This is a genomic window from Paenibacillus sp. FSL W8-0439 (assembly GCF_038008995.1).
Classification (GTDB): domain Bacteria; phylum Bacillota; class Bacilli; order Paenibacillales; family Paenibacillaceae; genus Paenibacillus; species Paenibacillus polymyxa.
The window spans coordinates 128,178-152,684 of the sequence record NZ_JBBPAK010000001.1 but is presented as its reverse complement, the minus strand read 5'-3'; the positions used below and the strand labels follow the sequence as shown (position 1 = coordinate 152,684).

At 46.6% G+C, this 24,507-nt stretch carries 22 protein-coding genes and 1 riboswitch; of the genes, 11 read left to right on the top strand and 11 right to left on the bottom strand.

Annotated elements, in window-relative coordinates; genetic code table 11:
• The first annotated feature begins 22 nt into the window (after nt 1-22).
• Nucleotides 23-1,774 carry an ABC transporter ATP-binding protein gene (locus tag MKX36_RS00605; RefSeq protein ID WP_025363676.1) on the top strand — a complete coding sequence of 584 codons (1,752 nt, stop codon included), beginning with the start codon at nt 23-25 and terminating at the stop codon, nt 1,772-1,774.
• Nucleotides 1,771-3,510: an ABC transporter ATP-binding protein gene (locus MKX36_RS00600; protein WP_340864034.1), complete on the top strand. Its 1,740-nt coding sequence runs from the start codon at nt 1,771-1,773 to the stop codon at nt 3,508-3,510. Before MKX36_RS00605 ends, MKX36_RS00600 begins: the two co-directional genes overlap by 4 nt.
• A 119-nt stretch (nt 3,511-3,629) precedes the next feature.
• On the opposite strand, the gene MKX36_RS00595 is transcribed toward MKX36_RS00600, so the two are convergent.
• Together MKX36_RS00595 and speE are read right to left on the bottom strand one after the other, a co-directional pair.
• Nucleotides 3,630-4,922, bottom strand: a complete 1,293-nt coding sequence (locus MKX36_RS00595; protein ID WP_340864033.1) for an MFS transporter — start codon at nt 4,920-4,922, stop codon at nt 3,630-3,632.
• A gap of 264 nt (nt 4,923-5,186) precedes the next feature.
• Nucleotides 5,187-6,014 (bottom strand): polyamine aminopropyltransferase, encoded by an 828-nt coding sequence (speE, locus tag MKX36_RS00590; RefSeq protein ID WP_340864032.1) that lies wholly within the window; start codon nt 6,012-6,014, stop codon nt 5,187-5,189.
• A 283-nt stretch (nt 6,015-6,297) separates the two neighbouring features.
• Here speE and MKX36_RS00585 point away from each other — a divergent pair, with 283 nt between their 5' ends.
• A complete protein-coding gene (locus tag MKX36_RS00585; RefSeq protein ID WP_340866057.1) occupies nt 6,298-8,355 on the top strand; it encodes a transglycosylase domain-containing protein in 2,058 nt (685 codons plus the stop codon).
• Nucleotides 8,356-8,503: 148 nt separating this feature from the next.
• Here the strand turns inward: MKX36_RS00585 and MKX36_RS00580 are convergent, their stop codons facing one another.
• Both MKX36_RS00580 and MKX36_RS00575 read right to left on the bottom strand, forming a co-directional pair.
• Complete coding sequence (locus MKX36_RS00580; RefSeq protein WP_340864031.1) at nt 8,504-8,968, bottom strand: transporter; 465 nt, start codon at nt 8,966-8,968, stop codon at nt 8,504-8,506.
• Between the two features lie 119 nt (nt 8,969-9,087).
• Nucleotides 9,088-10,152 (bottom strand): hypothetical protein, encoded by a 1,065-nt coding sequence (locus MKX36_RS00575; protein ID WP_340864030.1) that lies wholly within the window; start codon nt 10,150-10,152, stop codon nt 9,088-9,090.
• Nucleotides 10,153-10,274: 122 nt separating this feature from the next.
• Here MKX36_RS00575 and MKX36_RS00570 point away from each other — a divergent pair, with 122 nt between their 5' ends.
• Nucleotides 10,275-10,667, top strand: a complete 393-nt coding sequence (locus tag MKX36_RS00570; RefSeq protein ID WP_016818553.1) for a VOC family protein — start codon at nt 10,275-10,277, stop codon at nt 10,665-10,667.
• An 89-nt stretch (nt 10,668-10,756) separates the two neighbouring features.
• Nucleotides 10,757-11,569 carry a pentapeptide repeat-containing protein gene (locus tag MKX36_RS00565; RefSeq protein ID WP_123796619.1) on the top strand — a complete coding sequence of 271 codons (813 nt, stop codon included), beginning with the start codon at nt 10,757-10,759 and terminating at the stop codon, nt 11,567-11,569.
• Between the two features lie 351 nt (nt 11,570-11,920).
• Here MKX36_RS00565 and MKX36_RS00560 read toward each other — a convergent pair whose 3' ends face one another.
• From MKX36_RS00560 to MKX36_RS00550, 3 genes are all read right to left on the bottom strand, one after another.
• Nucleotides 11,921-12,271: a YunG family protein gene (locus tag MKX36_RS00560; protein WP_016818551.1), complete on the bottom strand. Its 351-nt coding sequence runs from the start codon at nt 12,269-12,271 to the stop codon at nt 11,921-11,923.
• A gap of 165 nt (nt 12,272-12,436) precedes the next feature.
• Nucleotides 12,437-12,943: a PTS sugar transporter subunit IIA gene (locus MKX36_RS00555; RefSeq protein ID WP_019685763.1), complete on the bottom strand. Its 507-nt coding sequence runs from the start codon at nt 12,941-12,943 to the stop codon at nt 12,437-12,439.
• 348 nt (nt 12,944-13,291) lie between these two features.
• Nucleotides 13,292-13,798: a YwhD family protein gene (locus MKX36_RS00550; RefSeq protein ID WP_016818549.1), complete on the bottom strand. Its 507-nt coding sequence runs from the start codon at nt 13,796-13,798 to the stop codon at nt 13,292-13,294.
• Nucleotides 13,799-13,922: 124 nt separating this feature from the next.
• On the opposite strand from MKX36_RS00550, the gene MKX36_RS00545 reads away from it, so the two are divergent.
• From MKX36_RS00545 to MKX36_RS00530, 4 genes are all read left to right on the top strand, one after another.
• Entirely contained in the window at nt 13,923-15,935 is a 2,013-nt protein-coding gene (locus MKX36_RS00545) for a M1 family metallopeptidase (protein WP_193190161.1), read from the top strand.
• Nucleotides 15,936-15,946: 11 nt separating this feature from the next.
• Nucleotides 15,947-16,774: a hypothetical protein gene (locus tag MKX36_RS00540; protein ID WP_017427227.1), complete on the top strand. Its 828-nt coding sequence runs from the start codon at nt 15,947-15,949 to the stop codon at nt 16,772-16,774.
• A 276-nt stretch (nt 16,775-17,050) separates the two neighbouring features.
• A riboswitch (cyclic di-AMP (ydaO/yuaA leader) is annotated at nt 17,051-17,188 on the top strand.
• A gap of 5 nt (nt 17,189-17,193) precedes the next feature.
• Nucleotides 17,194-17,694: a C40 family peptidase gene (locus MKX36_RS00535; protein WP_016818546.1), complete on the top strand. Its 501-nt coding sequence runs from the start codon at nt 17,194-17,196 to the stop codon at nt 17,692-17,694.
• Nucleotides 17,695-17,996: 302 nt separating this feature from the next.
• On the top strand, nt 17,997-18,503 hold the full coding sequence (locus MKX36_RS00530) for a GNAT family N-acetyltransferase (RefSeq protein ID WP_340864029.1): 507 nt from the start codon (nt 17,997-17,999) through the stop codon (nt 18,501-18,503).
• Nucleotides 18,504-18,581: 78 nt separating this feature from the next.
• On the opposite strand, the gene MKX36_RS00525 is transcribed toward MKX36_RS00530, so the two are convergent.
• Nucleotides 18,582-18,881, bottom strand: coding sequence for a 4a-hydroxytetrahydrobiopterin dehydratase (locus MKX36_RS00525; protein ID WP_007428083.1), 300 nt, complete (start codon nt 18,879-18,881; stop codon nt 18,582-18,584).
• 117 nt (nt 18,882-18,998) lie between these two features.
• Complete coding sequence (locus MKX36_RS00520; RefSeq protein ID WP_016818544.1) at nt 18,999-19,292, bottom strand: hypothetical protein; 294 nt, start codon at nt 19,290-19,292, stop codon at nt 18,999-19,001.
• Nucleotides 19,293-19,479: 187 nt separating this feature from the next.
• On the opposite strand from MKX36_RS00520, the gene motA reads away from it, so the two are divergent.
• Nucleotides 19,480-20,274, top strand: a complete 795-nt coding sequence (gene motA, locus MKX36_RS00515; RefSeq protein ID WP_013368736.1) for a flagellar motor stator protein MotA — start codon at nt 19,480-19,482, stop codon at nt 20,272-20,274.
• Nucleotides 20,267-21,094, top strand: a complete 828-nt coding sequence (gene motB, locus MKX36_RS00510) for a flagellar motor protein MotB (RefSeq protein WP_016818543.1) — start codon at nt 20,267-20,269, stop codon at nt 21,092-21,094. The genes motA and motB overlap by 8 nt, the downstream gene beginning before the upstream one ends.
• A 136-nt stretch (nt 21,095-21,230) precedes the next feature.
• Here motB and rluF read toward each other — a convergent pair whose 3' ends face one another.
• Together rluF and MKX36_RS00500 are read right to left on the bottom strand one after the other, a co-directional pair.
• A complete protein-coding gene (gene rluF / locus MKX36_RS00505) occupies nt 21,231-21,932 on the bottom strand; it encodes a 23S rRNA pseudouridine(2604) synthase RluF (RefSeq protein ID WP_123796616.1) in 702 nt (233 codons plus the stop codon).
• A 50-nt stretch (nt 21,933-21,982) separates the two neighbouring features.
• Nucleotides 21,983-24,259: a PAS domain S-box protein gene (locus tag MKX36_RS00500; protein WP_019685757.1), complete on the bottom strand. Its 2,277-nt coding sequence runs from the start codon at nt 24,257-24,259 to the stop codon at nt 21,983-21,985.
• Between the last annotated feature and the right edge of the window lie 248 nt (nt 24,260-24,507).

Sequence of the window (24,507 nt, the reverse complement as noted above, 5' to 3'; positions counted from 1 at the left end):
TTCAGGTTAGGTGATGGTTGATTTGCTGAAATTTGCTGTTTTTTTGAAACCCTATAAAAAGGAAACGATTCTTGGGCCTCTGTTTAAACTAATTGAGGCTATTCTGGAATTGTTGTTGCCTACTATGGTGGCTTTAATGATTAATCATGGCGTTGGTAAGGGAGACACCCATTATGTTTGGCAAATGGGTCTTTTAATGTTGCTCATGACTATACTGGGCTTTGGCAGTTCTCTAGTGTGCCAGTTTTACGCAGCCCGTGCTTCCCAAGGATTCGGAACCACACTGCGCAATACGATGTTTAAGCATATTTCATCGTTTTCTTATGCAGATCTCGATAAATTTGGTACGCCCTCTCTCATCAACCGAATTACGAATGATGTCAATCAGCTGCAAACAGCTGTAGCGATGTTGATTCGTCTGGTTATTCGTGCTCCTTTTATTTGTATCGGGGCGATCATCATGTCCATGATACTGGACTTCCGCCTTGCTTTGGTGCTGTTGGCGGCTACACCCGTTCTGGCTTTGATTCTGTATGTAGTCATTACGAAGGCTTCTCCGCTGTACCAGCTATACCAGAAAAAGCTCGATAAAATCGCTCTGGTGCTAAGCGAAAATCTCACAGGTGTAAGGGTTATCCGTGCATTTGCCAAAAGAGGAGCTGAACGAGTAAAGTTCAATACTGCCTCAGATGACCTGACCCAGACCGCTATTCGTGTCGGCCGTATTTCTGCTCTACTTAGCCCAGCCACCTTACTGGTGGTCAACGGAGCTATTATTGCCATTCTGTGGATCGGCGGTATCCATATCCAATATGGATCTCTTACACAAGGAGAGATTATTGCGTTTATTAATTACATTACGCAGATTTTACTGGCCCTGATTGTGGTGACGAATCTCATTATTCTGTTCACCAAGGCGGCCACTTCAGCCGCGAGAATTCAGGAGGTCCTAGACACGGAAGCTTCGATTTCCGATACTGCCAATTCTGCATCATTCGATCAGGTAAGAACGGGTAAAATGAGCCCAGTACCAGCCATCTCTTTTGATCATGTCTCCTTTGGCTACAATAAGACAGGACAACTGGCACTTAGCGATGTAGTCGTAGACATCTATCCCGGTGAAACGGTTGGAATCATAGGAGGAACAGGCTCGGGAAAATCCACCTTCGTGAATCTGATTCCCCGCTTCTATGATGCAGTAGAAGGTTGTGTACGTGTCGATGGCATCGACGTACGGCATTACAAGCTGGAGCAATTGCGGCAGAAAATCGGGATTGTTCCACAAAAGGCACTGCTGTTCACAGGGTCTATAGCGGATAATATCCGTTGGGGACATGAACATGCCACCGATGAGGAAGTCGCCCGGGCCGCCGCTATCGCGCAAGCGGATGAATTTATTTCTAACTTACCGGAAAAATTCGACGCCCCGATCACGCGAGGTGGACTTAATCTGTCAGGCGGCCAAAAGCAGCGACTTACCATTGCCAGAGCTATTGTAGGCAATCCGGAAATACTGATTTTGGATGATTCCTCAAGCGCACTTGATTTTGCAACTGATGCCGCCCTTCGGAAATCGCTTCGGGAAAATAGCACCCGCATGACTGTCCTGCTGGTCTCACAACGAGTAAGCAGTGTACAGCATGCCGATAAAATCATTGTATTTGATGAAGGCCGGATTGTCGGGATCGGCACACATGATCAGTTGATGAGCAGCTCGGAGGTATATCAGGAAATTAATCGCTCCCAGCTCTCAACGCAGGAGGTAGACCAATGAGTGGCAAGGAAACCTGGAGAAGATTGTTAACCTATGTGGGACAATATAAATCAACAACGTTTTGGGTCATCGTCAGTGCGATTCTCAGCGTGCTCGCCAGTCTGGTCGGACCCTATATGATTGGTCGGGCTATCGACCATATGGTGAATAAGGGAACGGTGGACTTTAGAGGTATTGCACAGATTTTAGCTGGACTAGGCGTTGTATATGTTGTAGGCAGTCTATTTAGTTGGCTGCTCACATATTTGACGAACCGCATTGCTTTTCAGACTGTAAATGATATGCGACGGGAGTTATTCGATCATTTTAATATCCTTCCGTTAAGCTTTCATGACAATCATCCGCAAGGAGATAGCATTAGCCGTTTTGTGAACGATATGGATGCCGTCTCGGATGGCTTGTTGCAGGGTTTTTCCACCTTGATCACCGGATTGATTACTATTGTTGGTTCGATTGTACTCATGCTGTATATCAGTCCAGTGATGACGCTGGTGGTATTAGTGTCTGCCCCCATCACATATGGCGTTGCACGGTTCATTACTACAAGATCGCAACGTATGTTCCGCGAACAGGCCAAAATTTTAGGAAGTCTGAACGGTTATGTGGAAGAAATGATTGGCGGACAGCGGGTAGTTACTGCCTTTCATTATGAAAATCGCTCGCTTGAGGAATTTTCCGCCCGAAACGAGCAGTTGTATCAAGCCGGAGTTAAATCACAGTTTTACGGATCTTTGTCCAACCCTTCTACCCGTTTGGTCAACAACATGACTTTTTCAGTCACCGCTATGATTGGCTGTATTTCGATCATTTTGGGTGGGATTTCGGTAGGCGGTTTATCGAGCTTTCTCATCTACACCAATTTGTTCGCCAAACCTTTTAATGAAATCACAGGGGTGCTGACTCAGTTTCAGGCTGCTACGGCTTCTGCTCAGCGCATATTTGCTATTTTGGATTCGCCTCCGGAGCAACCGGAAAAATCGAACGCCGTACAGCTGGAGCGTAGCAAAGGTACGATTCTGTTTGATCATGTGAAATTTTCCTATAATCCGGAACGGACGCTCATCACGAACTTTAGTTTGGAGATCAAGCCAGGCACCCGCGTAGCTATTGTCGGGCAGACTGGAGCAGGCAAAACCACACTCGTTAACCTGCTCATGCGCTTTTACGATGTGGACAGCGGTTCGATCTCCATCGATGGGGTGAATATCAACGATATGAGCCGGGACAGCCTGCGGACTAACTTTGGTATGGTGCTTCAGGATACATGGCTGTTCAGCGGAACGATTCGGGACAATATCGCTTACGGGAAGCTAGAGGCCACAGACGAAGAAGTTATCGCGGCTGCGACAGCTGCCAATGCGCATAGCTTTATCAAGCGCCTGCCTCATGGTTACGATACGGTCATCAGCGGGTCAGGCGACAGCCTGTCGCAAGGGCAAAAGCAGCTGCTTACCATCGCAAGAGTGATCCTCGTCGATCCACCTATGCTCATTCTGGATGAAGCAACCAGCAGCATAGACACCCTTACAGAAGCCCGTATCCAAAAGGCTTTTATGAAAATGATCGATGGACGCACCAGCTTCGTCATCGCCCACAGGCTATCGACCATCCGCGAAGCGGATCTGATCTTATATATGAAAAACGGCGATGTCGTCGAAAGCGGTACCCATGAAGGACTGCTCGCAAGCGGCGGCCATTATGCCTCGCTTTATAACAGCCAGTTCACTACGGCCTAACATTGCAGTTATGGTAACAGGACGTTACGTTCGTAAAAAACGTTCTCCTTAAAAGTCGGTTGCTCTTATGCAACCGACTTTTTTGTTGTGGCACAGAAAGGATCTATTGCTTATGTAATTCATATCCCTGCTCCTGTAGCGGTCGGATGATCAATCGGTTCGTCTTCCTGAAAATCACGCCGATACCACCAGCCGATCAGAACAGCAATGGTAGTCATAGCCGCAGCCAGCAAATACACCTGCACCATGCCGAATCGGTCAGCATACCAGCCCATGAATAATAAAGCCAGGCCAAAAGCGAGATTGGTAATTACATCAATCCCTGCCATCACTTTGGGTAGTTGGGCTGCCGGTGCACTGCTTTGTAGCAAGGTGCGGCGAATAATGCCCGCCATTTGAACAGGTAAGCCTGATACAGCAAAAAGAACAAGCGCAGCCACGGGAATGGTATTTAGCGCAAATACAATGGTAATCAGTACATACACCAGCAAAGCTCCGAGCATGTACAAAAAGCTGTTCTTTTGCAACCGCTTAACCAAGCCAACAACAATTAACCCACCCAAAATCGTGCCGGAGAAAAAGGACGCATTCATAAAGCCCCACCAGCTCTCATCACGATGCAACACTTGGCTGACGTACGCCAAAATAAATACACCGAGCCAGGAGACTCCCCCAATACTGTCCACGCTATCGACGATCATCAGAGAACGAATACGGCGGTTGTGCCAAATGATTTTCCAGCCTTCCCCAAGCTCTTTCCAATGGGAGCCTCTTTCCTTTTCCTTTGCGGGTTCTTCCGCATTTGTTGGGGAATTCGAAGCTTCAAGACCTAGTTGCTTCTGATCCAGCGGATCACGAATGAAGGACGTGACAGTTACAGCCACGAGATAACAACAGGAGGCAATTGCAAGCGTATTCAGGGAACCCAGCCAAGCCACAATAATTCCGCTTAATGCCCAGCCTGCACACCTTACCACCTGATCACTGACCGCTACCATGCCGTTGGCACGCATCAGTCCTTCACCCGTAGCCAAACGGGGTACAAGCGCATTACGCGCAGGATTGGTCCAGCCATCTAGGAAAGACATACCGAACACCATTACAAAAATAAACAGAAACGACCTCTGCTCAGGTACGATCCACAAATAAAGCAGCAGCAACGTAAAAATGACGAACTGCCCAAACTGGGAAAATAGAAGAACCTGCGTCAGCCGAAATCGACCGAGCACGATCGGTGCAACAAGCCCACTAAGCACTTGAGCTGACAACCGGAACAACGGGATTAAAATAGTCGTCATTAAGGAATTACTTGAACTGAACACCAACACCACCACACTCAACATATAGATGATATCTGCTGCGTTGGAGATCGTCTGAGACCCCAACAGGTAATAAAAAGAGCGTCTGATCAAAAAAGTTTCCCCCTCTTTGGTACATCGCCAATTTATGTATTTCCATAACCAAACCTCCCCTGTCGATTACAAATCTGTTAAATGTCTGGTTTTTTGTATGTTCTACACGCACCCTTAAATTTCCTTCTTTTATCTTAAAAGGAAATTCAGTGTCCACTATATTCTCATCCCTACTACATTCTGATTTAACACAAAAAAAGCGTCTATAGCGCTCTTTTCGCTCTATACTGGCGATAAAGATCACTACGACGCTTCTTAAAATGTTTACTTTGTTAAATCTTCCACAAATTTAGGCAGTACAAACGCTGCTTTGTGCAGACGCGGACTGTAATATCGAGTGTCCATCTCTGGAATTTGGTTCTCGTCCACTTCGAGCGGATCATATTTCTTGCTGCCCAATGTAAATGTCCATAGACCGCTTGGATAGGTTGGAATGTTTGCACCATACACACGCACAATCGGGAAAATCTCTTTTACATCATTGTTGACCTTCTGAATCAGGTCAGCCTTGAACCAAGGATTATCCGTCTGCGCCACGAAAATGCCGTCTTCCTTCAGCGCCTCAAAAATACCTTGGTAAAACCCACGTTCGAACAGCGGCGCTGCCGGACCCACTGGCTCCGTCGAATCGACCATAATCACATCGTATTCATTTTTGTGTTTGATAATATGCATGTAACCATCATTGACCAGCACTTCCACATTAGGCTCGTCCAACTTCCCGGCAATTTCAGGTAAATATTTTTTAGAATATTCAATGACTTTACCGTCGATCTCAACCAATACAGCCTTTTCCACTTCAGGATGCTTGATGACCTCACGGATAACGCCGCCATCGCCGCCACCCACAACCAAAACCTTTTTCGGATTCGGATGTGTATTTAAGGCCGGATGCGCTACCATTTCGTGATATACAAACTCATCCTTCACCGTTGTCATCACCATGCCGTCCAGAACAAGCATATTGCCGAATTCCTCCGTCTCGATCATTGCCAGATCTTGAAAATCTGTTTTCTCAGAGACGTAGGTTTGTTTGATTTTTGCTGTAATGCCGAAAGAGGGAGTCTGCTTCTCCGTAAACCACAAGTCCATCATTCCAACCTTCTTTCTGATCAAAGTATGTGTCCGGCAATCCGGTAGCATAAACATGGACTTTCCCTTATAACTGCAACACGCAAACGCCGAGTTTGCTATATTTATTGTACCAAACACACTTGAATTTCACACTTTTTGCATTATAAGCGATACCTGAATGGACTGCAAAAGCATTTTTAGGGCTTAATCTTGTTTAAAATAGATACGTATGCGCATCTGATGAATAGACGCTTTCGGATTGACTATACTGAGAACATCAACTATGGAAGGAGGTGGCATGATGACCGATACTACCGGGCGATCCTCCAAGCGTAAACCGCTTTGGCTTCGATGCTTTCAAGGGCTAATGTCTCTCACGATTCTGACGGTCATCGCCGCCTGCATTCTGCTCGCTTATTTGTACACAACCAGTCTTCCACTCGCCGATACAGATCGGAATTCACGTCTGCTCGATAGTCAGGGGCAAGTCATTGCTACCTTCTCTGCCGGAGGCAAGGAATCTATTCCTGTCCAGCTTGATCATATTTCGCCCGATTTAATAGCAGCTACACTGGCTGTGGAAGACCGGAAGTTTTACGATCATTTTGGCTTTGATTTCAAAGGCCTGGGCCGGGCAGTAATCGTTAATTTGACCCGCTGGGATATGTCACAGGGGGCCAGCACGCTGACTCAGCAGCTTGCGCGCAATCTGTACTTATCTCACGAGAAAACCTGGACGCGCAAGGCTAAAGAGGCCATCTATACTGCACAGCTTGAAATGAAGTATTCCAAGGATGAGCTGCTGCAAATGTATTTGAATGAAATTTACTATGGCCATGGGGCCTATGGCATTGAGGCGGCCTCGCAAATGTATTTCGGTAAATCCGCAAAGGATCTGGATTTGGCCGAAAGCGCCCTATTGGCAGGTATTCCGAAAGGACCGACCTACTATTCACCCTATAATCATATGAAAAACGCAAAGGATCGGCAGAAAATTGTACTGGACTCTATGGCACTCATCGGTAAAATTACACCAGCTGAAGCCAGCAAGGCCTATGAAGAAATACTGCCCTTGCGGCCCGAGAGCCAGCGTCGGACAGTGGAAGCCGCTCCCTGGTTTCGCGATTACGTTCGCCAACTAGCGACTCATCAACTTGGGATTAGCGAAGCGGTGCTTGAGCATGGCGGGCTAAGCATTTATACGACGCTGGACATGCACATGCAACAGGCAGCCGAGGCGGCTGTCAATGAGGGCATGAAGAACAGCAACGGACTGGAAACTGCATTAATCTCTATGGACCCGCGTAACGGACATGTCAAGGCTATGGTCGGCGGAACGAACTATGTAGGGAATCAATATAACCATGCGCTAGCCACAACCCGGCAGCCAGGCTCCTCTTTCAAGCCGATCATGTATCTCAGCGCGCTCGATTCCGGTGAATTGACAAGTACGTCTAAGTTCGAAAGCCGACCAACGTTGTTCCACTACGACAACAACCGTAAAACTTATAAGCCCAAGAATTTTGGAGACAAATATTGGGGCGAAATAGATCTGCGGCGCGCCATTGCGGCATCTGATAATATTTATGCCGTCAGCACCATTTTGCAGGTGGGAGCGGATAAGGTCATGGACCTCGCCAGCAAAATGGGCATTACGAGCGAGCTCAAGCCCGTGCCTTCGCTGGCGCTGGGCGTGTCGCCCGTCAGCCCGTTCGAGATGGCCTCGGCCTTCTCGGTCATCAGCAGCGGCGGGCAAAAGGTGGCTCCGGTAGCGGTGCTGCGCATCACCGATGCGGCCGGGCGATCGCTGTACGAAGCACCGCAGGCCGCACCTGTGCAGATCGTGAAGCCCGCCTCCGCCTATGTCCTCACACGCCTCATGGAAGGCGTGTTTGAAGAAGGCGGCACCGGCAACCGGGTCGCGAAGCTGATCAAACGCCCGGTTGCCGGCAAGAGCGGCACGACCAACACGGACGCATGGATGGTCGGCTTCACCCCCGAGCTATCCACCGCTGTTTGGGTTGGATATGACAAAGGCAAGGCCATCAGCACGCAGGATGCCCGGCGGGCGGCACCGATTTTCGCACAATATACAGAAAAAGCGCTGGAGAATGTGCCGCCCAAAATCTTCCCGATCCCTGACGGCGTAGTCAGCGCCTATATTGATCCGGCCAGCGGCAAGCTGGCTGCGCCGGACAGTCCCGACAAGCGGCTGGAGGTATTCGTTAGCGGTACCGAGCCGAAAGGGACCCTATCGGGGCAGAATAACCCACAGGCATCGGCACCTACTGACCAAGCGGAACGGCAGGCCGAAAAAAAATCCTGGTGGGGCAATTTTAAGCGATGGTGGATGGAGTAATAGCAAAAAAAGACTGGGAAACGCCATGATGCGCTCTCCCAGTCTTTTTTATCTTTACTTCACTTATTTCATTCGCCCATTATAGCTCTCTTGCCAGTGCCATCAGCCATTCCCCAGTTAAGCCCCGTTCTTCCCTAAAGCTGCGCTATTACCAAAAACAACTAAACGACTCAATACGGTTGGTGTCTACACCATAGTAAAACCAGAAACGTCCACTCCACCGAAAACCCGCTACCGATGTTCTGCCTACAAAGACAGGGTACATCCAGAAACGCTCTCCGTTCGTCAGCCATACAAACGTATTGCGGAACAAACAACCGAAAATGGCTCCAGGGTCAACCGCAAATGTTGAAACTAGCGGCCTTGGTGGCGTAAATGGTGGTGGTGGGGAAGTTGGTGCTTGAGCTTGTTGCCCACCTTGCGGACCGAACGGCCCTTGCGGCGGCGGTGAGAAAGGCTGGGGCGAAAAGGGGCCTGGCCCTGGTGGCGGACCTACCGGAGACGGAAACGAATCCTGTATATCAGGAAATTGTGGAATCGAAGGACCTGACGGTGTGAATGGACCCGGAATACCCGGTTGCGTTCCGAAAGGAACTTGTGGCAGTAAAGACATGTGTTTCACTCCTTGTGTTCTAGGCTGATGTATCCTATGCGGGACATCAGCCCGTGGACTGGGCGAATCCCTATATCGCCGCCAAACTCCGTCATTTCGTCCTTTTATACCAAAATTTCTTATATCTCAACCCGGTTAACTCCCGTCTGGACATGCTCCAGCTCAATTTCATGCACCATTTTGATCTCGATTCGTTTCCTAATCTCATCATACTGTTCCAGCAACCGGTGCTCATACCCCAAATGTTCGTTCATCCAACCTATCATAGAGTCATCCTTATGCTCCGTCGACCAGCTAAACAAATCGCTATAGATTTGAGCAAATGATTCCTCGTTACAGCGAGCGAACCGGATTGGCCGAGCCCTATAGCTGAGCTTTAGTTCCAACATTTCATATAACACATCCAAGCGGTACTCCAATGCCTGTACACCTGCTTTGAATACATCGTAGCTTTTTATATCCTGAATAAGCTCTCTAAAGGTCAACCCTACATGCTGCATAGCAATATAAGACCACACACAACTTCCCGTAGCCGTTCCATGAGCCTCCCAAAGCGGATTCCACAAAATAGATCGGATCGTATCCTTCTGCTTTTCTCCAAACAATGCAATTCCAGCAATAATTCCCGCATTACAGTCTACGGAAGCATGCCGCTCTCCCCAATGCACCAATCGCGGAACCATATCCTCTGTAGTACATTTAAAGCTCAGTAGAGGTAAGAATTCATTAAACAGATTTTGATTTACTGCTTTTTCCAATTCAGTCGCCAATCGTTCACGAAACGATTCGCATGGAAGATGTACGAGCCCCAAACAAGCATCCACGGATGCTGCCCCATAGGGCCCGTTCAACCATGCGACGAGATCAGCCGCAGCTTCCACATAACCCAAATAACCTAACACATGCAGCACACCATCAGGTATATGTTCCTGGGATGTCTGATTTCGAACGTAACGCTCGTACATATCCTGCGCCAGAGCACCATCTCCGCATCTCATGATCGGCCCAAGTAACAAACCCCTAACATAGTGATCAGGATCTTCTACAAAAAGCCAATATAACTCCCAAGCATCCTCCGCGGTTCCGTATTGGGCAACTACATCCGTATAGGCCGAAATAATGCTGGCGTCCAGTTTCCTGCCTGAACCCACCATCTCAATAAGCTTTGCTGTCGCATCTATCATCTGGTTTCCCCTTCCCAGTTATGCCTATCTTTCTTTATGAAGTACTTCTCTAATCATGAATATTTCTATTACTAAAGAGAAAAAATGTTATCATCTATAATCCACTCAAGGGAGCTGATCTGATGCAGGATTCTAGTCCAAAAATCACAACGTTTTTCATGTTCCCCGGTCAAGCAGAGGAAGCCATGCAATATTATACCTCTGTATTTAAGCCGTCTGGTATCATGAGCATTTTTCATCAGGAAGATGGGACCGTGTTACATGCCGTATTCAACCTCAAAGGGCAAACCTTTATGGCCATAGACTATAACCATCAGGACAAACACTCTTTTACTCCAGCTTTATCGCTATTCGTCACTTGTGATTCGGAAGAAGAAATTCATCGTGTGTTTGGTCAGCTATCTCAGGAAGGCCGAGTTTTGATGCCCCTTGAAGCCTCGCCCGTAAGCCAACAGTTTGGCTGGGTCGAAGATAAATACGGTGTTTCATGGCAATTGAATTTGGCAAAAGGGTAATCGACCTATTTTACTTAGCAATACACCATCCTGCATCTTTTTTTGGTATTATTACATGTAGTAGGTGCTAATAAAAGGATGTGTATTTATTGTATACTGCCGATTGTGAAAAATGTTTTGGTTTATGCTGTGTCGCCTTGCCTTATGCCAAATCTGCTGATTTTGCCTTTAACAAGGATGGAGGAACTCCCTGTCAACATCTAAATGCGGATTATCGCTGTGACATTCATAAGAACCTGAGGAATAAAGGCTTGCGAGGCTGTACAGTATATGATTGCTTTGGGGCAGGTCAAAGAATTTCCCAAGTTACATACAACGGAAAAAGCTGGCGAGACGACCCGGCAATAGCTGATGAAATGTTCAATCTATTTCCCATCATGCAGCAGCTTTATGAAATGCTCTATTACCTAAATGAAGCCCTTAGCTTACAAGAAACTCACTCCATCTATACCGAGTTACAAGAAGCAATGGCCAAAACCGAGCAGCTTACGGATCAAGATCCAAAATCCCTCATAGATCTTCATGTACCCACCCATAGGGCGCTAGTCAATGATTTACTTGTACAAACAAGTGAGTTAGTGCGAGAAAAATGTAAGAAAAACATGGAGAACCCTAAACTGAGTAAAAAAATCAAAAGTAGAGATCTGATCGGGGCCAATTTAAGAGGCGCTAATCTGAGAGGTGCCAACCTGAGAGGCGTTCTACTGATTGCTGCTGACCTGCGAGAAGCTGATTTGAGCATGACTGACCTCATCGGGGCAGACTTTAGAGATGCTGATTTAAGTGGGGCTAATCTGGAGGGAAGTATCTTTCTTACCCAAGCGCAATTAAATTCGGCTAAGGGCAATTGTAAGACCAGGCTGCCCTCGTCTCTAAGCGTTCCCAGCCATTGGCTGCATTAGTTTTATTCGTGAGCAACAATACTTACCTAAACGAAAAAGAAGTAGACCGCCCTCGACAAGGTACCGATCTACTTCTGATATTTTAATGTTCACCCCGTAACTTCACTCATCCGGTGCATATTGCTCTGTGGTGCTTTCCTGATAAAAACAGACTTGATGCTTGCATCCATATTGAATAGTAGATCCTGCATCCTCATAATAACCCACATTTTTTTAATTGGCGGGCTTTGTGGCCTCAATTAGATTCAGCAAATCCTGAGTCTTTCTCAGTATCTCCCCCTATAGCTGGACCACCCGGCCCCTCGTATGCAGTCAATATCCAGCTTTGCCCAGTCGAATTTGTTGCTTTAATTATGTACCCATATACGATTCCCCTAGTCTCCGGCTTAAAGCTGCATACTGCTCTGCGTTGGTGTCTGAAAATGCTTCTTCCCGGTTGGATTGTACATGCTGATACTGTGGAAGGCTTGAAAATTGTGACTCCGTAAAATCTATAATATCCTCACCGATTCGGTTGTAATAATGCCAGCCGCTGTCCAGCCATGTCTTCAAAATATCACCACCAAGCCTGTCCTGAACGACAAGCGCTGTGACACCACATTGTCCGGCGGCAGGATTCTTGGCTGTCCATTTAGAGCTAGACTCCAAAGACCAAGCCTGAAACAACGCCTTTTCTAATTTTAAAATACGGTTTGCATTCAATATACATTTCCCCTTTCACAACCATTCTACATTATCCTAAACTGGACTTACTTATTAAAAGAAAAGACCAACCAAGATCTCCTGGTTAGTCTTCTTCTACATATTTTACCTTTACATTCAAAGAATTTTTTCTATGAGCATGATAGTAGAAAACAAAAATGCTAACTATGCTTTCAAGTGAACTCTTAATACAGGTACATCTGGAGAAGCAGATGGATTATCCAGTATTTCGACATGGCTGATCATATCTTGCCCGTCTGGAACGATTACTGGAGTAATTACAGGTAATCCACCCTGTTGAATTGCATCCAGATCAAATTCCATCAATAATTGCCCTGCTTTAATGCTATCTCCTACTTGAACTTTAGGATTAAATCCCTGTCCTTTGAGGGAAACGGTATTAATGCCGACATGTATCAAAACTTGTACGCCAGATTCATGTTCAATAATGAGAGCGTGTTTGCTTTTCTCCATAACATGAGCAACTTTTCCCGCGAAAGGAGCGGTGACCCTACCCTCAGACGGATGAATAGCGATGCCATCCCCCATAGCTTTTGTCGAGAATGCAGGATCTGGAACCTCTTCCAGGGAAACCACTTTTCCTTTAACCGGCGCTACCATGTCGAATTCTTCAATACGGGGAGCCGCCTTCTTTTTCAACCATTTAAACATAACGATGCCACCTTATTTAGAGATTACATTCATAAACAGCAATAGGAAAAAACTTCATCTTTTTAGGAACCGGTTCCACGAATTAAATAAAAACCGGATTGAAACCGATTTCTATTTGAATTATAGTGAATGCCTTTCCATGATGTCAAGGCGATGATGTTCATAACTTACATGAAAAGGAAGTAGACTACTATTTTATTGTCCGGTACATATTTTATGAGGTCAAAAAACTAACAATTGAAGGCATCATAGAGCTTATATAGAGATTCCAATTCGGTTCTTCTTATAGGAAAAAGCAGCCTACAGTGGCTGCTTTTCTACAATACTGTTACTTCGTTAACGCTAGGCTTACCCTTCCAGCGCCTGCTTCAATTCCTCAGGCGAAGCGTCCCACCATTCCTGATTATGCGAAATCAGCAGGCTTCTGAGCGCTGCTTTATCTTCGCTGCCGAGATCATCCAGCATGAAACGGCGTTTGAGTGCATAATCCATACGATTAACATGATCGGCAAGAATTTTCCAGCCGCGTTTGGCTTCGTCGTCAATCAGCATCTCGCAGGCCGTCGCGCCACCATACATACGTCCTTCGGGCGTACGGTCCACAGCTACCCATACCAGCCATACCTGGCGTCCGTTCGGTACGTCCTCTTTATTCGTAGAGAACTTGATTCCACGTTCTACTTTACTTTTGGCATGCATGGCACCGACATCAATTTTCGCCTCTCCGCGGTCAATGATGACCGGGGACATGCTATTCAGGTCGATTGAGCCTGCGCCGAAGCCCTTATGTTTACTCTTGCCACTGACAATATTCAGTGCAATCTGCTTTTTGCCGTCCGGTTGATTTTCACTCATGCGTCACTAGACCTCCAATTTCCGTCTTCACACTCATTCTACACTATAAATATTTTAACTAATAATCTCCCGAAAGCAAACATATACATGCTGTAGATGCTTGTCAACGGGAGGTATCCATTGTATGACCCCAGCACGCACCAAAATCGTTTTATTGTCCACACTAGCCCTCGGACTCCTCGCAGGGACGTTATGGTTTGCCTGGCAACCCCAATCGCAATCCGTCTCTCAGTCCGCAGGCAAACCACTATACGGCTCCGAGTCTGAGTCTGCGCTTGCGCCAAATATGGGCAAGCCTCTAGGGGCCAACATCATGCCCGATCTGCCCAAGAACCCTCCACAGCCCGCTTCAGAAATTCTCAGCAAACGGGTGGTGGAATATCACATTGATGTATCTCTGGAAAAAGGACGGGTTTTGCGAGGCACTGAGACACTGACCTGGAAGCATCCGGGTAAGAAAACTGTGAATGATCTGTATCTTCATCTATACCCGAATGCCTTCTCTTCCATGGAAACCACCTTTATGAAAGAATCCGGCGGAAAGCTGCGCGGAGACACCATGCCTAAGGACGGCTTTGGCTCCATGACGCTGACCGAACTAAAAACAGAAGACGGTTTATCTCTCATGCACCGCACTCAATATGTACAACCAGATGACGGTAACGCAAGCGACCGTTCGCTCATAAAGGTGCGTCTACCCAAGCCGGTACGAGGTGGCGAAGAAATCACACTATATATGAAGTTTGAAGTCAAACTGCCTGGCATTTTTGCTCGTATGGGTGCGACAGATGATTTTGTAATGGCTGGACAGTGGTTTCCAAAGCTCAGCGTCTATGAGACTGCAGGACAACGTGGACGCGCCGAAGAGGGCTGGAACCTCCATCAGTACCATGGCAACTCCGAGTTCTATGCCGACTTTGGAATTTACAGTATACGGATTCGGGTGCCTGAAACACACATCGTAGCAGCGACCGGTTTTCCCACCCGTGGTGCAGTACGACAGAACGGCCAGAAAATATATCAATTTTATGCCGATGATGTACACGATTTTGCCTGGTCTGCTTCACCCAACTTCGTAGCCGTAGAAGAACCTTTCTCTTCTACTGAGGTTCCTGGTGTCAAAATCAAGCTCTATCTGGACCCGTCCCATAAGGAACTCAAAGGACGTTACATGAGCGCAGCCAAGGCTGCCCTTTCGTACTACAGCAAATGGTACGGGCCTTATCCATATTCCACTCTATCCATCGTCGTTCCACCCAAAACAGGCAGTGGAGCCGGCGGCATGGAATATCCGACACTCATCACGGCCGCAGCTGCGGACCAACTGAATCCTGGCTATAATCTGGAACGGACGCTGGTTCATGAAATTGGGCATCAATATTTCTACGGAATGGTAGCCAACAATGAATTTGAGGAGCCTTGGCTGGATGAAGGCTTCACCTCCTATGCAGAGGAACGGCTCATGGAACAAGAGTATGGGCTTACCCCCAACTTGCCATTACAATCGGGACAGGTAGCTTCCCCACAGCCGCTAAACCGTGAGTCCTGGAAGTATGGATCGGCAGCTGAATATGCACAAAATGCCTACTCTCGAGGTAAATTAGTACTACGAGGTATTGAGCGTCAGGTGGGTATGAAAAAAATGGACCGGATTATGCGGACCTACGTCCAGACTTATCGATTCAAGCATCCTACCTCACAGGATTTTCAACATGTCGTGGAGAGAGTGACCGGACGATCATGGAGCCACTATTTTGAACAATATGTATATGACGGCCAGATGGCGGACTTTTCAGTCGATCGCATCATGAACCACAAGCTGGAGAATGGATACGAAGCAGTCGTGACGCTCAGCAAAAAAGGAGCAGATTATCCCAAAATCCCTGTTCAATTTACCTTCAAGGATGGCTCAACGATATTCAAGGCATGGGATGGTGCGGGCAAAAGTACAACTTTCCGACTCAAAAGCGCTTCCCCCGTGTCCTATGTGACTGTAGATCCTCTATACACTATTGCACTGGAGAACAAGCATATTAATAATAGCCTGAAAGCTGAATTGGATGAAAAACAACAAACCCGTTGGAGTGTAAGTGTAACCAAGCTGTTGGAGACACTGCTTGGAAGTCTGTCATGGTGAGGTGTCTATAGATGCGGACTGTTATAAAAGAAGGCTGGGCGCTGGTACGCATACGCTTTTATATCGTTATCATTTTATTTCTGTATCGTTTGCTGTGGGGAGTATTTCTCTATAGGCTGGTACAGTCTGCCGTTATCCCGCTGCTGCTACGTTATCCTGATCAGAGCCAAAACGAACTGGGAAAGACCTTGTTTTGGATGGAGGGACAGATCGCCTTGATGGACAGCCGGGAAGTACATGTGTACTTGTGGATATTACTAGGGGCGACCGTACTGCGCATACTAATCACTCCCTTCATTAGAGCTGGCATATATCAAAGCCTGCATACCGATGCGTCTGAACCGCAAAGCCTGTCCTTCTTCAAGGGGATGAAACGCCACGGTATGTCATCGCTATTGTATTACATCATCGAGTTGGGTTTGCTGCTGCTTCCCGCCTTTTGGGTGGTACCGAGACTCTATCCTATTGTAGTAGGAACGTTGCAATCTTCCTCTTACCTGCTACATTTGTTGCCCTATGCCATGGGGTGGATAGCTTACGGTTGGGTCATTCGGCAGTGCATCCTGTATATGCAGCTGGGCACTGTCAGTGGTCACACCATACTATCCTCCCTGCTCGCCTTCTTTCGCCAGCTTCTTCCGGCTGTTGGTGTATCCCTGTTGCTCGGTACTTGTGTGTTGCTAGTTTTCGGTCTATTTGGCACCGTGGCGATGATTTGGACCGGTATGTTGGCACTGATTCTCCAACAATCGTATCATTTTGTTACCAGTCTGGTCAGGCTGTGGCATATCAGTTCACAGTATCGGCTATGGCACATCGATATCTCCAGCAGAGGCTAACCCCTCACAATATCCTCTCTTCTGTATTTTCAGCTGTCGAAAAAACTTTTTTCTTTCCCGTGCAAACGGCACATAACTGAATACTGTTAACAGAATCTGTTCCTAGAGCGTTAGGAACAGATTTTTTTTGTAACTTTTTGCGATGAAACATTTGCCAAAGCCTGCTGTCTTTGTTACAATAATCGCAGTGAACTGATAGTAACAACTTTGTAATCTTTATTGTAACCTTTATCTTAAAAACATCGTTGTCGTGAATACTGCTCTCCAAGGTGCACATCTTAAGTTAAGCCTAATTCCTGGCACCTAGGAAGCGGGGGAACCAGTTTGGGTGAATTGATCTCGCAACAGAGTGGTCATAGGGGAACCTTCTACCGAATCCTTAAGCTAACCTCGCAGGCATTGGAAGGGGTATATTTTTTTTGAAGAAGAAGCTAACGATCGCAGCCATGGGTCTCGCCATTGCCTTTACATCTTTTACATTCGGTGGCAGCAGTGCATTTGCAGACTCTAAGATGGACCAGGTCATCCAAGATGCCAAAGGAACGAACTACAGAAGCGGAGGCACTACACTCGAGGGATTCGATTGCTCCGGCTTCACAATGTATGTATTCAACAAACTGGGAATTAAACTGCCGCATCAATCTGGATCACAATTCAAAATGGGTTCTTCTGTATCCCGCGATGAAATGAGACCAGGCGACCTGGTGTTCTTCAACACCACAGGAAGAGGCGTTTCCCATGTAGGTATCTTCGTAGGTGAAGGGAAATTCGCCCACTCCTCGACTTCACGTGGTGTAGTAGTTAGCTCACTGAACGAAAATTATTACGCTAACCGTTATGTCGGTGCAAAAAGAATTATGAGCACAGACGCTTACCATTCTGTAGCTTCAGATATTCCTGATGACGACAACGTAGAATAACTACCGCACAGCAAGCTAACCCTAGCCGCAATTTGATTCTGGCCGGAATCGAATTGCGGTTTTTTATGTCCACTACATCGCAATGATTATCATTACTGACGAACTGACACCTCAAAAGGTTTCAATTTTAGCGAACATCGTCGGTTTTACCGTCACCGCTGGGGGAGCATATGAGCAGTAAATCCTTCTTATTGAATGTATACCCGACTTAGGTAAGAAATAAACACGCTTGCCATTCTCCTACAACTTGTCTACAATCTGTGGTTAATGATTGAAGTACCTGCATAAGGAGGAATGGAAAAGTGCCGGCCTCAATATCCAACTACCGGATCGTACCGATGGACGAGCATCAAGCGGCTGAAATCTGTGAGTGGCGCTATGATCCCCCCTACAACATATACGGCTGGCTTCCCTGGGAACAAATGAAGGCACTTGAAGTCGAATTTGGAAGTCCCACGCTTCGCCAAGAGCAATATGTTGCGGTCCTGGACGAAGAGAATGAGCTGACGGGATTTGCTCAATATTTCCCTATGGTCGGTGTGACCCGGCTGGGTCTTGGAATGCATCCCGAAAGATGCGGACATGGCACAGGCTCCAATTTTGTCCGGGCCATTGCCGAGGAAGCCAGACGACGTCATCCGCAGAATGAAATTGACCTAGAGGTTCTCACTTGGAATCAGCGGGCTATCCGAGCCTACAAGGCAGCTGGATTTGAGCTGACGGATACCTATGAACGCCAGACTCCAGATGGCAGAAAGCCGTTCCATTGTATGGTATATCGTCCTGAACAACAGAATCGGATTCTATAAATAAGAGCGCCTTCACTATACAACCGCGATGTTGTATAACGAAGGCGCTCTTCATATATACGACAGATCATTACAAACTCAATGACTGCTGCGCATTTTTTCGAAAGCTTCATTATATTGTTGGGCTTCCTTAATATCTACGGCCATAATACCGCCATCGTCCCAGGAGGTCAAACGCAGAGTCACGGTCTTGTAATCAATCGTAATAAATGGATGGTGATTAAATGCCTCAGATATAGCGGCAACTTCATCCACGAAGGCAATTCCTTTCATAAAACTGGAAAAATTATATTTCCGAACGATCCAACGTCCTTCCTCCAGTTCCCAGCCCTCCAGCTTCTCCAGATGTGCTTCAATCTCTTCTTGTGTAAAAGGCATGTTACGAACTCCTCCCCGTTTATACGGAAGCCTTTCAGCCGCTTAGATGCGGCCAAAACTACGATATATTGGTGTACATATTACCACGGCCCCGTTGATAAATCCATAAGACGGCCATCAAATCAATGGGACCGACGTCAGCTCCTCATCCCCGATGAGTACATAGATCCGGTGCTGCTCCGGCTCATAAATCACAACACCGCTGCCTACAGTGATTATAGGTTCTGTGCCCAGTGCATAAAATAAGTCTTCTGCCAAAGCCTCATTGACTTCCTGGCACCCCGCTGGGTCCAGCCTGTCCCAATCTTCTGCTTCCATTTCAAAAAATTCATAGCTATCTGGAATGCGTCCCACAGCCTCTGTCAAATCGTTCAAAATTTGTTCATACTCGCGCCCATGCTTTACTCCCATGCTATTTCCTCCAGTGGTTCAGCGATTCAATACATAATCACTTTATTATACCGGAAATTCGCCCTTAACAAAAAAGAGAGTTTTGTCGATAAATACTATAATCCGTCTCATAATGACGCGCTTGGGGCAAGGACGACCCATGCGGCATGAAAGGATTCAAAATCTATTCTCATGGATGAGGTGTATCATGCAAATTACAACCATTATTGGACTTGTGCTCGGGCTTTTGTCACTGGTCGTCGGGATGATCCTGAAGGGCGCGCCAGTCGTCAATCTGGTCAATAATCCCGCTGCTTACATGATTATTTTCGTCGGAACAGCAGCAAGTATATTCATGGCGTTTCCGATGGATGACATGAAACGGGTGCCAAAGCTGTTTAAAATTATTTTCACCCAGCAGAAATTGCTGGATCGCAAGGAGCTTATCGGTACATTTACCGAATGGGCATCCATTACCCGTCGTGAAGGTCTGCTCGCGCTGGAATCCAAGGTCGAAGAGATCGACGATCCCTTTATGCGCGGCGGTATGCGTATGATTATCGATGGTAATGATCAGGAGTTCGTACGCGATGTTCTGATGGAAGACATTAACGCTACCGAAGATAGACACCGCGCAGGCGCACTAATTTTCTCCCAAGCCGGTATGTACGCTCCAACACTCGGGGTACTCGGTGCGGTTGTAGGTCTGATTGCCGCTCTAGCCGACCTTAGTGACATGGAAAAACTGTCCCATGCCATTGCGGCCGCCTTTATTGCAACGTTGCTCGGTATTTTTACAGGTTATGTCCTATGGCATCCAATGTCCAACAAGCTGAAACGGCTATCCAAAAAAGAAGTGGAACTTAAGTTAATGATGGTCGAAGGTCTGCTTTCGATTCAATCCGGTATCTCGACGATTGCCATCAGCCAAAAGCTAGCAATCTTCCTAACTCCAACCGAACGGGCTTCGATGACCCAGAAGGATGGCGATTCCAGTGAGTAAAAAGAGACATGAACCGCATGAAGAGCATGCTGACGAAAGCTGGCTGTTGCCATATTCCGACTTAATGACCCTTCTGTTGGCTCTTTTCATTGTCTTATTCGGTATGAGCTCGCTCGATGCCAAAAAATTTGAAACTATGGCTCAATCCTTGAGTTCAGCTTTTAGTGGCGGTACTGGCGTGCTGGATCACTCGGCCGCGAATCCGTCGTCACAATCCATGGATATGGGCAAAAATAAAGAAGAGGTATCGCAACCTTTAAAATCAAAAGCCACTTCTACCTCTGATCTGCAGAAGCAACTCGCCCAGCGGGAAGAAGAAGATTTAAAGAAGCTTAAAAAACAAATGGATCAGTATATTCAAAATAACGGCCTGTCCACTCTACTGAACACCAAGCTGAACCAATCCCAGCTGATGATCACCATTAGTGATAATGCCCTGTTTTCATCTGGGCAGGCCGAAGTAAAGCCAGAAGCGAGAAAGCTAGCCAAATCCATTTCCAGCATGCTCCAGCAGTTTCCTGGTTATGATGTTATCGTATCCGGTCATACCGACAATGTACCTATTTCCAATAGTCAGTTTCCGTCCAACTTTGATTTGAGTGCCAAGCGCTCGCTCAATTTCTTGCGTATTTTGCTGCTCAATCCGCAGCTCGATCCTACCAAGTTTGTATCCATCGGATATGGCGAGTATCGACCATTGGCAAGCAATCAGACTGGAGAAGGACGCGCCAAAAACCGTCGTGTCGAAATTTCCGTTCTTCGCAAATATCAGAACGGTACACAAGTTATTAGTCCTACCTCAAGCTCGAATGAAGGTTGATCATGAATATGTTATATGAACAAAGGCACCGCCGCATTTTTTATGCAGCTGGTGCCTTTTGATTTAGTGATTCCTGTTGTCTAGCCCTGCCATATAGGAGAACCCAGCGCTGAAGGCTATAAGAAGGCCTCTGGCCTTAGCTAAGTGTATAATCAAGCATCTGGCCCAGTTCCAGCTTTTCAGCCTCTGTTAAATCGCGCCAGGCGCCTTTCTGAAGGGACCCCAATCGAATATTCATGATTCGCAGGCGCTGCAGTTTTCTAACTTCATAACCGAAGGCAGCACACATACGTCGGATCTGACGATTTTTCCCTTCTGTCAGAATAATACGGAATACATACTCAGATACACGTGTTACCTCACAGGGCAGCGTCCGATGACCGAGTATCTTCACACCGCTGGACATCCCCTGCACAAAGGATGGCGTGACCGGACGATCCACTGTTACCATATATTCTTTCTCATGCTTGCCTTCTGCCCGTAAAATCTTATTCACAATGTCCCCATCATTGGTCAATAAAATGAGACCTTCCGAATCCTTATCCAAGCGTCCAATTGGGAATATCCGTTGCGGGTGCCCCACAAAATCGACAATATTGCCTCTAATGTGACTCTCTGTCGTGCTAGTAATGCCGACTGGCTTGTTCAATGCAATATAGACGTGATCGGACTTATCGCGCAGTGGCTTGCCGTTCACACGAACATCATCGCCTTCTTCCGCTTGACTGCCCAGCACGGCCACTTCGCCGTTAATCGTCACGCGGCCGCTCTCTACCAGCTTGTCCGCCTCCCGGCGCGAGCAAAAGCCAGTTTCGCTGATAAATTTGTTAATGCGCAACCTGTGTACCCTCCATTTCTACGAACACACTTCCTCCTGCCCCCAGCCCGTTACTCGGGCTTGGCAATCGGAAGCTGCACGAGGGCGGTTGTTCCCTCTCCCTCTATGCTTTCAATATCCAGTGTGCCTTTATGGCTCTGTATAATACGCTGGCTGACCATAAGCCCTAGTCCTGTACCTGTTTCTTTATTTGTGAAAAAAGGTTCTCCCAGCTTGGATAGCATTTCTGCGGGAATACCCGTTCCCTGGTCCCGTATGAAGATTTTAACGCTTTCTCCCTCTAAGAACAAATGAATTGTGATGATGCCGCCTTTACTCATAGCCTCCATGCTATTTTTAAGTAAATTAATGAATACCTGTTTTAACTGATTTTCTTCAGCATATACCAAGGCAGGCTCGTCCGTAACCTGAAGGTTGAATACAATACCCAACAGATGCGCCTGGCTATCTAGCAAAGAAATAACATCACTCACAATATAACGAACATCTTTTTTCTGAAAATGTACTGCCTGTGGCTTTGCCAATATTAAAAACTCGCTAACGATCAAATTGATGCGATCCAGCTCAGACATCATAATATCGTTGTGTTTCATATTCAACACTTGATTTTGCTGCTGTAGTTGTAGGAAGCCACGTAGCGTGGTTAATGGATTACGAATCTCATGCGCTACGCCTGCCGCCAGTTGTCCTACGGTTGTCAGCTTCTCTGATCTACGTAGCAGTTCCTCCATCCGGTTACGCCCTGTGATATCACGCGAGACACAGATAAAGCCTAAGATTTCGCCTTGTTCATCCAGAATAGGTGAAGTACTCATACTAATCTCTACTGTACTTCCATCCTTACGCATTCGTAGGGTCTCGCTTGATACGATGCTTTCTCCCTGAAGCAGGCTCTCCTTCTGAAATTCATACTCCTCCTGTTGCTGCGGAGGCACAAACTCCAGCTTACGGCCAACCAATTCTTTCTTGGTCCACCCGTACAAAGCTTCGAAGGCATGGTTGACCCGAACAACACGATCCTCCTGATCGGTTACATGAATTGCATCTGCCGTCTGATTAATAACCGATTCTAGATGCTCCTTTACAGAACGGTTTTCTTCATACATTTGTTCAAGTCTTCTCGTATACATCCCCAGGTTGTAGGCCATCGCATTGATGCGCTCACCCAGCTGTGCAAGCTCATGGCCGCCCTTAATTTCTAGCCGTGTATCAAAATGGCCGTCAGCCATCTCGTTCACTTTTCCCAATATCGACTGAATCGGACGGACAAATAGGCTGGCGAGCACATAGCTTCCAATGATCACAACCTCCAATAGAACAATGGAAATAGCAACTAAACTGATTAATTGCTTGGATATAACAGAAGCGATTGTATCATAATTCATGACAATACGAATGACATAGGAATCACGGTTTGTCGGATAAAAAGGTATGTAGCTGACAAGCACCCGTTCGCCTTTAATATAACAATCTTGTACGATACTCTCTCCCGAAAGGATCGCCCTGGACACGGCCAAACGATCCTCAGGCACTCTCGTTAGTTGATACGTGCCGAATTGGATCGGTTCGTTGTACATGTAGTAGTGCTTTCGATCGTTACCGTTCTTGTCCATCGTAGCGCCACCAAAGGTTGCAGGGTTGATTCCTGTTATCTCCAAAATGCGATAATCCACTTGCTGAGTCTGCTTCACAATCTCAGCTGGGCTCAGGATAGGTATAAAATCCTGGACTGAAGTATCCTGGAAGGATATTCGAATTAAGTAGTTACGTTTTTGATCATAATAAAATCCCCATTTATTAATATGTGAGGAACCTGAATCTGTGTAATCAAAAGAACTGGTCCAAAAATGATCCAGGTTCTGACCATGCGCCATGGCCACCTGTCCATGTTTATATAATTGGTCAACTGCATTTTTCCAATACCCCATTAATGGATCGGATGACGTTAGCTCTTTAGGATTCGAAGATTTGACAACCTTATATCCCTGTCCATCTCGGATCATCAAAGAGATATTAATATCCCTGTGGAGTGTAGCTATCTGTTGTAGCTGTTCCTGCTGGATATTACGAATATCGGGATCGAGCTGATTGGCAGCCAACGTAGCAGAAAGCCACAGATTATATCCGAGCTGCTTGTCAACGGCCTCCCAGCTATGTCGGGTTTGTTCGATAGCTCCTCCGATGATTTTAGCCGTCAGAACCATTTTGGTTTCACTATCACTTCTTAGATTTTCGTGGGTCGTGTAGTAATTGAGTGCGATGTTTAACAATAGGATAAACAGGACCGACCCCGACAAAATGATCGTTATTCTGATTTTTATCGACACACTGATTTCTCACCTCTTGCCGTATGCTGGCGATTACTGGCAATTGCTAACTCAATGATACCGTAATAGTGCCTGGGATACCAGCATTTACATTTACCGGATATACATAAATACACATCCTGTGAACAATGTTGTCAATAGGCGAGCATTTACCTACAATGTATTAAGATAATCATCCACATATAGTCCACAAATACACAGATGTTATTATAAACTGTGGATAAATCTGTGGACAAGTATGGTGTTAT

Coding starts and splice junctions, on each gene's coding strand:
- MKX36_RS00600 (WP_340864034.1), top strand. CDS start 1,771: ATGAGTGGCAAGGAAACCTGGAGAAGATTGTTAACCTATGTGGGACAA.
- speE (WP_340864032.1), bottom strand. CDS start 6,014: ATGGACTTGTGGTTTACGGAGAAGCAGACTCCCTCTTTCGGCATTACA.
- MKX36_RS00585 (WP_340866057.1), top strand. CDS start 6,298: ATGACCGATACTACCGGGCGATCCTCCAAGCGTAAACCGCTTTGGCTT.
- MKX36_RS00580 (WP_340864031.1), bottom strand. CDS start 8,968: ATGTCTTTACTGCCACAAGTTCCTTTCGGAACGCAACCGGGTATTCCG.
- MKX36_RS00575 (WP_340864030.1), bottom strand. CDS start 10,152: ATGATAGATGCGACAGCAAAGCTTATTGAGATGGTGGGTTCAGGCAGG.
- MKX36_RS00570 (WP_016818553.1), top strand. CDS start 10,275: ATGCAGGATTCTAGTCCAAAAATCACAACGTTTTTCATGTTCCCCGGT.
- MKX36_RS00555 (WP_019685763.1), bottom strand. CDS start 12,943: ATGTTTAAATGGTTGAAAAAGAAGGCGGCTCCCCGTATTGAAGAATTC.
- MKX36_RS00550 (WP_016818549.1), bottom strand. CDS start 13,798: ATGAGTGAAAATCAACCGGACGGCAAAAAGCAGATTGCACTGAATATT.
- MKX36_RS00545 (WP_193190161.1), top strand. CDS start 13,923: ATGACCCCAGCACGCACCAAAATCGTTTTATTGTCCACACTAGCCCTC.
- MKX36_RS00540 (WP_017427227.1), top strand. CDS start 15,947: ATGCGGACTGTTATAAAAGAAGGCTGGGCGCTGGTACGCATACGCTTT.
- MKX36_RS00525 (WP_007428083.1), bottom strand. CDS start 18,881: ATGCCTTTTACACAAGAAGAGATTGAAGCACATCTGGAGAAGCTGGAG.
- MKX36_RS00520 (WP_016818544.1), bottom strand. CDS start 19,292: ATGGGAGTAAAGCATGGGCGCGAGTATGAACAAATTTTGAACGATTTG.
- motA (WP_013368736.1), top strand. CDS start 19,480: ATGCAAATTACAACCATTATTGGACTTGTGCTCGGGCTTTTGTCACTG.